This window comes from Nitratidesulfovibrio oxamicus (genome assembly GCF_015731765.1).
GTDB lineage: Bacteria > Desulfobacterota > Desulfovibrionia > Desulfovibrionales > Desulfovibrionaceae > Cupidesulfovibrio > Cupidesulfovibrio oxamicus.
In genome coordinates this window covers 1-6,717 of the sequence record NZ_VRYY01000094.1, presented here as the reverse complement: position 1 = coordinate 6,717, position 6,717 = coordinate 1, and the positions used below count along the sequence as shown (strand labels likewise).

Sequence of the window (6,717 nt, the reverse complement as noted above, 5' to 3'; positions counted from 1 at the left end):
GGGCAGGTACGCGGCTGCCGCGTTGCGGGCGGCGTCCATGGTGGCCGCGTCGGCGGCGGGAACGGGGCCTGCGGCGTCCTCGGCGGGAACGAAGGGCACCACGTAGATGCCCGAGGCGCCCAGCACCTTGGCGGCGGCGGCAATGTCACCCACGTGGGTATCGTTGATGCCGGTGTACACGGTGACGCACACCGTCACCTCGATGCCCGCCCTGACCAGCGCGGCAAGGGCCACGGCCTGCTCGTCCACGAGCAGGGCCGCGCCCTCGCCGGGCCGCAGGGTGCGGGTGCCGGGGCGGATCCATGCGTACAGGGTGTCCACCAGTTCCGGGTCCACGGCGTCCATGAGCAGGGTGACGTGGCTGACGCCAGTATCCGCCAGGGCGGCGGCATGGCTGGCCACGCCGAGACCGTTGGTGGTCACGGTCAGGGTGATGTGCGGGTAGGCGGCGCGCACCAGATGCAGGGTTTCCAGGGTGCGGTGGGGCACGGCGAACGGGTCGCCGGGACCGGCAATGCCCACCGTATCCACCACCGCGCCCGATTCCATGACCGTGCGCAGGTGCTCCAGCGCCTCGTGCGGCAGCATGGCGGGGGATGCGGGCTGCATTCCGCAGGCGCACGGGGTGCTCACGCCCGTATCGCCATGGCGGCTGCGGGCGTTGGAACGCGGCGCCACCGGCAGCAGCAGCCAGCCGCCGGGGCGTCCGTTCGTGTGCATGCAGTGGGGTGCGCCGCTCATGGTGTCTCCGTGGGGTTCTCCGCCCGGCGCCGGGTGGCGCCGTATGGTGCCAAGCGGCGCCGGGCGGAAAGGATGCAGTTGCTGGGTGTGTCGTCACGAGCAGGATTTTTGTGCTCTGCCAAGGAAGGACAATTTTTTATGGAGGGAGCGTACTCTTCCCGTACGTGACCGGAATAAAAACTTGTTCTGACCTCGTTGCGCTCGATGTCCGTAGGGCCCGCAAGCTCGCCCAACGGGCACGCATCGCGCCCTTCGGGTCGGTAAAGCAGAGGACAAAAGGACGCTCGTGACGGCACGCCCTAGTAGACGAGCTCGAACTTCTCCTCGGGCGCATCCCGATCGGCGCGGTCGAGCAGGACCCCCAGGATCTTTTCCATCAGGCGGATGCCGCCCTTGTACCCCGTCACCGGGAAGTACTGGTGGCCCACCCGGTCCATGATGGGGAAGCCGAAGCGCACGTAGGGGATGTCCTCGTCACGGGCGATGTACTTGCAGTAGGTGTTGCCCATGATGAGGTCGACCGGCTGGTTCTTGATCCACTGGTGGAGCAGGAACATGTCGCCCGCGGCGCGCACGTTGACGTCAAAGCCCTTGCCCGCGCACAATTCCCTGATGCGCGCCTCGAACTTCTTGCCCGGCGTGCCGGTAACCACGTGAACGGGCTGCATGTCGAGGGTCAGCAGGAACTCGGTCAGCGCGATGAGCTGGTCCGGGTCGCCCACCAGGGCCACCTTCTTGCCGAAGAAGTACTGGTGGTAGTCGGAGATGACGTCGATGAGCTGGCCGCGCTCGAAGTTCACCGTATCGGGCACGGAGGTACCGGCCACGGTGCGCAGGGCGTCGATGAAGCGGTCGGTGGCCTTCAGCCCGATGGGCAGGTCCAGCACCCGGCAGGGCACCTTGCACTGCGCATCCAGGGTGCGGGCCGCGTCGGCGGAACACCATTCGCCAAGGGCCAGGGTGCCGATGGCGTCGCCCGCGGCGCGAATGTCCTCTGCGGGGGTGCCCGCATCGGGGAACATGTGGTATTCGCCGGTCAGCGGGCCGTTCAGCACGCCCGAGGTATCGGGGAACATGGTGAAGGACACGCCGATCATGCCGGCGATGCGCTTGATCTCCTCCATGTCCGCAGGTTCCACCCAGCCGGGGATGATGTTGACCTTGCCGTTCTTCTTGCCGGAAGCAACAGCCAGGCACTTCACCATACCCTTGACCATGTTGGAGAAGCCGGTGACGTGCGAGCCCACGTAGCTGGGCGTGGAGGCAAAGATCACCTGCTTGCCCGCAGGCACCTTGCCTTCCTTCACCGCCTTGTCGACGATCTGGTTCAGGTCGTCGCCAATGGTTTCGGACAGGCAGGTGGTGTGCACCGTGATGATTTCCGGCTCGTACACCGAAAAGATGTTCTCGATGGCCTGCAACAGGTTGGCCTGGCCGCCGAACACGGATGCGCCTTCGGTGAACGAACTGGTGGCCGCCGACACGGGCTCCTTGTAGTGGCGGGTCAGGGTGCTGCGGTGGTAGGCGCAGCAGCCCTGCGAGCCGTGGCTGTGCGGCAGGCAGCCCTTGATGCCCAGGCCCGCGTACATGGCGCCGATGGGCTGGCAGGTCTTGGCCGGGTTGATGTTGAGCGCCGAGCGTTCCCTGATTTCCGCCGGGGTATGTCTGAGCAGCATGTCGTTTCCCTTCCTTGCCCGTTATTCCCAGACGTAGGTTGCCGAGAGCTCGGGGTTTTCTTCCCAGGGGGCCTTGAGGTCGTTCCAGACCTTGCTGGTGACCAGGCGCTTGATTTCCACGTAGAAGTTCACCGCGCCCCTGAAGCCGGCATAGGGTCCGCCGTAGTCGTAGCTGTGCAGTTGCTTCATGGGCACGCCCATCTTCTGCACCGAGAACTTTTCCTTGATGCCCGCGCAGAACACGTCGGGTTTCAGGAGCTCGATCAGCTTGTCGGCCTCGTACTGGTTCAGGTCGTCGATGACGAGGGTGTTGGACTCCATCTGGGGCATCATCCCTTCGTAATCCTTGAAGGTGAAGCCTTCCTCGGCGAGGCGCTTCAGGTCTTCGTCAGACTTGCGCGGGACAAAGCGGGTGGAATCGGGCGTGACCTCGATTTCCTCGATGTTGCGGCTGTCGGCGTCCACCTTGATGGTGGGCATGACCTTGCGGCCTTCGTAGTCGTCGCGGTGGGCGAATTCGTACCCGGCGGCGATGGTCTTCATGCCCATTTCGGTGAACAGGTCCTGGTAGTGGTGGGCGCGCGAGCCACCCACGAACAGCATGGCCGTCTTGCCTTCGGTGAAGGGCTTCACGTCTTCCAGGGCCGCATGCACGGCGGGCATTTCTTCGGCGATGACTTCTTCCACCCGGTCGATCAGCTTCTTGTCGCCGAAGTACTGGGCGATCTTGCGCAGCGACTTGGCGGAGGATTCCGCGCCGATGAAGTTCACCTTGATCCACGGGATGCCGTACTTTGTCTCCATCATTTCGGCCACGTAGTTGATGGAACGGTGGCACATGACGGCGTTCAGGTCGGCCTGGTGGGCGGTGGCGAAATGCTCGTAGGTGGAGTTGCCGCTGAAGGTGGACACCAGGGTGATGCCGCACTTTTCGAGCACGCGTTCCAGTTCGAAGGCATCACCGCCGATGTTGTACTCGCCCAGCATGTTGATCTTGTATTCGCCAAGCCTGGGGGTATCGTCCTCGCCCACCACGTGGGTGAATATCTGGTTGTTGGCGATGTGATGCCCGGCGGACTGCGAGACGCCCTTGTACCCTTCGCAGCTGAAGGCGAAGATGTTGATGCCGAGCTTCTCCTTCATCTTGCGGGCCACGGCGTGGATGTCGTCGCCGATGAGGCCCACGGGACAGGTGGCGAAGATGGCGATGGCCTTGGGGTGGAAGGTGTCGTAGGCCTCCTGGATGGCCGCGATCAGCTTCTTTTCACCGCCGAAGATGATGTCCTCGTCCTGCATGTCCGTGGAGAAGGCGTAGGGCATGAAGTTTTCGGACGATTCCAGCGGCGCCTTGGTCTGGTTGCGGCGGGTGAGCCACGAGTAGAACCCGCAGCCGATGGGCCCGTGCGTGATGTTCACGATGTCGCGGGTGGGGCCCAGGATAACGCCCTTGCATCCCGCGTAGGTGCAGCCGCGCATGGTGATGATGCCGGGCGTGGTGCGCACGTTGGCCTGCACCTCGGGCACCACGTCGCCGTCCTTCACGTCGTTGATGACGATCTGCTTGGCGCGCTTGCGGGCGACCTTGGTGGGATACTTCTTGAGCAGCTCTTCCTTGACGGTCGCGACGTCGGGGATGCTCTTGTGCTTCAAAGCCATGATGTACCTCGTTGCTAGCAGTAGGCGTGGTTGCAAGGTGTAGTTTTGTTCGCTGGCCAGGAAAACGAGGCGGCCGCGAGGGAACATACTCTTCTTGTATTTGACCGAGTCGGCGGCCGAAGTTTGACGCTTTGCTCTTGATGTCCGTAAGGCTCGCACGCTCGCCCAACGGCCACGCTTCGCGCCCTTCGGGTCAGTCCGTCAGCGGGCAAAAGAACCCTTGCAACGCGCCTACAGGATGGCTTTGTCGCCATGCTCGGCGGTTCTCACACGGTGGGCTTCCGGAACGGCGGTGACGAAGATCTTGCCGTCGCCGGGCTTGCCCGTCTGGTTCACCTTGATGATGGCCTCGACCACGTCGCTGACCTGGTCGTCGGGCACCACCACGGTGACCACGCGCTTGGAATACAGCCTGCCCTTTTCACCGAGCAGTTCCACGGCCTCTTCGAACCCTTCCTTGGCGCCTTCCAGCAGGTCGCTGCTGACCAGCCCCTTGCCCCGGCCGAAGGCCTCGTGGGCGTAGAAGCCGTTCACGCCCGCCCCGGTCAGCGCCTTCTTGGTCTGGTTCATCTTGTTCAGGCGCACTACGGCCATGATCTCCTTCATGCCGCAGCCTCCTCGATGTCGGGTTCCTTCACGCCGGAGCTGATCGTGTAGACCTCTTCCACCGGGGTGACGAAGATCTTGCCGTCGCCGAAGGCGCCCTTGGCGCCGGTGCGGGCCGCTTCCATGATGGTGTCGATGACGAACTGCCTATCGCTGGCCTTCACCACGCTGATCAGCAGGGTCTTGGGAATTTCGTCGTAAGTGATCTCGCCGATCTTGATGCCGCGCTGCTTGCCGCGCCCGGCCACGGACATCTTGGTCACGGCCGGGAAGCCTGCGGCCATGAGGGCGGCCAGCACGTCGTCGGATTTTTCGGGTCTCACGATGGCACGAACCATGATCATCATCGCCGTTCTCCTTCAGCTTGGGTGGCAGTCGTCTGTTGGGTTCTCATCAGGCCCGGGCTAGGCTTCGAACAGGCCGTAATCCATCAGCAGCTTTTCCAGTTCCGCGATCTGGAGGGGCTTCGGCACCACGAACATCTGGTTTTCGTCGATGGCTTTCGCCAGGTTGCGGTAGTGCTGGGCCTGCCCATGCTCGGGCGAGAACTCGATGACGGTCTGGCGGTGGATTTCGGCGCGCTGCACCTGGTTGTCGCGCGGGACGAAGTAGATCATCTGGGTGCCGATCTTGCGGGCCAGCTCCTCGATCATTTCCTTTTCGTTGTCCACGTTGCGCGAGTTGCAGATAAGGCCGCCAAGGCGCACCGCGCCCGATTCCGCGTACTTCATGATGCCCTTGCAGATGTTGTTGGCCGCGTACATGGCCATCATCTCGCCGGAACACACGATGTAGATTTCCTCGGCCTTGCCGTCGCGGATGGGCATGGCGAAGCCGCCGCACACAACGTCGCCGAGCACGTCATAGAACACGTAGTCCAGCTTCTGGTCTTCCTCGTACGCGCCGAGGGATTCCAGCATGTTGATGGAGGTGATGATGCCGCGCCCCGCACAGCCGACGCCCGGTTCGGGGCCGCCCGATTCCACGCAGAGGGTGGTGGAGTAGCCAGGCTTGCGGATATCATCGAGTTCCACGTCCTCGCCCTCGTCACGCAGGGTGTCGAGCACCGACTTCTGGGCCAGGCCGCCCAGCAGCAGACGGGTGGAGTCGGCCTTGGGGTCGCAGCCGACGACCATGACCTTGCGCCCCAGAGCTTCCGCGAGACCCGCGACGGTGTTCTGCGTGGTCGTGGACTTGCCGATGCCGCCCTTACCGTAGATGGCCACCTTTCTCATGATATCCTCCTGAAGATTCACGCCCGACCGGGGGGATTGGCCGGGGTGTGTTCGCCGTGACTGGCGTGCCCATGCAACGACACGCATAGGGCAAACGCCGTGCCAGTGCAGTCGACAGCGTACAACCACATGGAACAACATGCTTTGTGCGCACGAACGGCGGTTTGTGCATTCATCGGGCGCTACACGTATGCAGCGACCAATTTGTCGCATGCGACAAATGCGTTGCGCCCGACATGGACCGGACAGGGCCTGAAAGGGGTGACGAAGGGAGCGAAGCGGCAAAACGGCGGGATGTGCGACGTGCAGGTACGGCGCAACCGCAAGCACCGGTACGAAGGATGGCGCCGCCGTGCCAGCCGCGCCGGAGCACAGGTACGCCATGGGAGCAAGGCCCCGCGGCCCCACGGCGGGCAGCGCCGGGCAGGCATCCGTAGGCGACCGGGGCGGGCACGGGCCGGGTGAATCCCGCCTTCGACGCCCATTTCGATGGTCGTTTGGCATCGACGATGCAGAGGGCTTGGCGTCCGGTTCACGCGGATGTCCGCCCCGCCCCCTTCCTCCGCCGTCACCCACACCAGAACCTGCGGGGCCGGGGCGGCTCCGCCATTCTTCGGGGAGGCCGCATGCTGCTCGACACCACCCTGCGCGAAGGGGAACAGTCCTTCGGCACCTACCTGTCCATGACCGACCGCGAACGCATCCTGCGCGGCCTTGCCGCCGTGGGCGTGCCCGAGGCCGAGGTGGGCTGGGCCGGGCGCGACGACCTTGCGGACATGCTGGCCCTGTCGGCCCGCGTGGCC

6 protein-coding genes are annotated in these 6,717 nt (G+C 64.2%); all 6 read right to left on the bottom strand.

Annotated features, from left to right (window positions below):
- On the bottom strand, positions 1 to 741 hold a 741-nt coding region (locus tag FVW20_RS04345), incomplete at its 3' end, for a radical SAM protein (RefSeq protein WP_196608446.1).
- Positions 742 to 1,040: 299 nt separating this feature from the next.
- Positions 1,041 to 2,417, bottom strand: a complete 1,377-nt coding sequence (gene nifK / locus FVW20_RS04340; protein WP_196608445.1) for a nitrogenase molybdenum-iron protein subunit beta — start codon at positions 2,415 to 2,417, stop codon at positions 1,041 to 1,043.
- Between the two features lie 21 nt (positions 2,418 to 2,438).
- Positions 2,439 to 4,073, bottom strand: a complete 1,635-nt coding sequence (gene nifD, locus FVW20_RS04335; protein ID WP_196608444.1) for a nitrogenase molybdenum-iron protein alpha chain — start codon at positions 4,071 to 4,073, stop codon at positions 2,439 to 2,441.
- 231 nt (positions 4,074 to 4,304) lie between these two features.
- Complete coding sequence (locus tag FVW20_RS04330; protein ID WP_196608443.1) at positions 4,305 to 4,679, bottom strand: P-II family nitrogen regulator; 375 nt, start codon at positions 4,677 to 4,679, stop codon at positions 4,305 to 4,307.
- The gene (locus FVW20_RS04325) at positions 4,676 to 5,026 is read right to left on the bottom strand and encodes a P-II family nitrogen regulator (protein WP_196608442.1); all 351 of its coding nucleotides are present in this window, start codon (positions 5,024 to 5,026) and stop codon (positions 4,676 to 4,678) included. Before FVW20_RS04325 ends, FVW20_RS04330 begins: the two co-directional genes overlap by 4 nt.
- 57 nt (positions 5,027 to 5,083) lie before the next feature.
- Positions 5,084 to 5,914, bottom strand: coding sequence for a nitrogenase iron protein (gene nifH / locus FVW20_RS04320; protein WP_015946240.1), 831 nt, complete (start codon positions 5,912 to 5,914; stop codon positions 5,084 to 5,086).
- Between the last annotated feature and the right edge of the window lie 803 nt (positions 5,915 to 6,717).

What these genes read in the sequence shown, in the direction of transcription:
- nifK (WP_196608445.1), bottom strand. Translation starts at nt 2,417, where the DNA reads ATGCTGCTCAGACATACCCCGGCGGAAATCAGGGAACGCTCGGCGCTC.
- nifD (WP_196608444.1), bottom strand. Translation starts at nt 4,073, where the DNA reads ATGGCTTTGAAGCACAAGAGCATCCCCGACGTCGCGACCGTCAAGGAA.
- FVW20_RS04330 (WP_196608443.1), bottom strand. Translation starts at nt 4,679, where the DNA reads ATGAAGGAGATCATGGCCGTAGTGCGCCTGAACAAGATGAACCAGACC.
- FVW20_RS04325 (WP_196608442.1), bottom strand. Translation starts at nt 5,026, where the DNA reads ATGATGATCATGGTTCGTGCCATCGTGAGACCCGAAAAATCCGACGAC.
- nifH (WP_015946240.1), bottom strand. Translation starts at nt 5,914, where the DNA reads ATGAGAAAGGTGGCCATCTACGGTAAGGGCGGCATCGGCAAGTCCACG.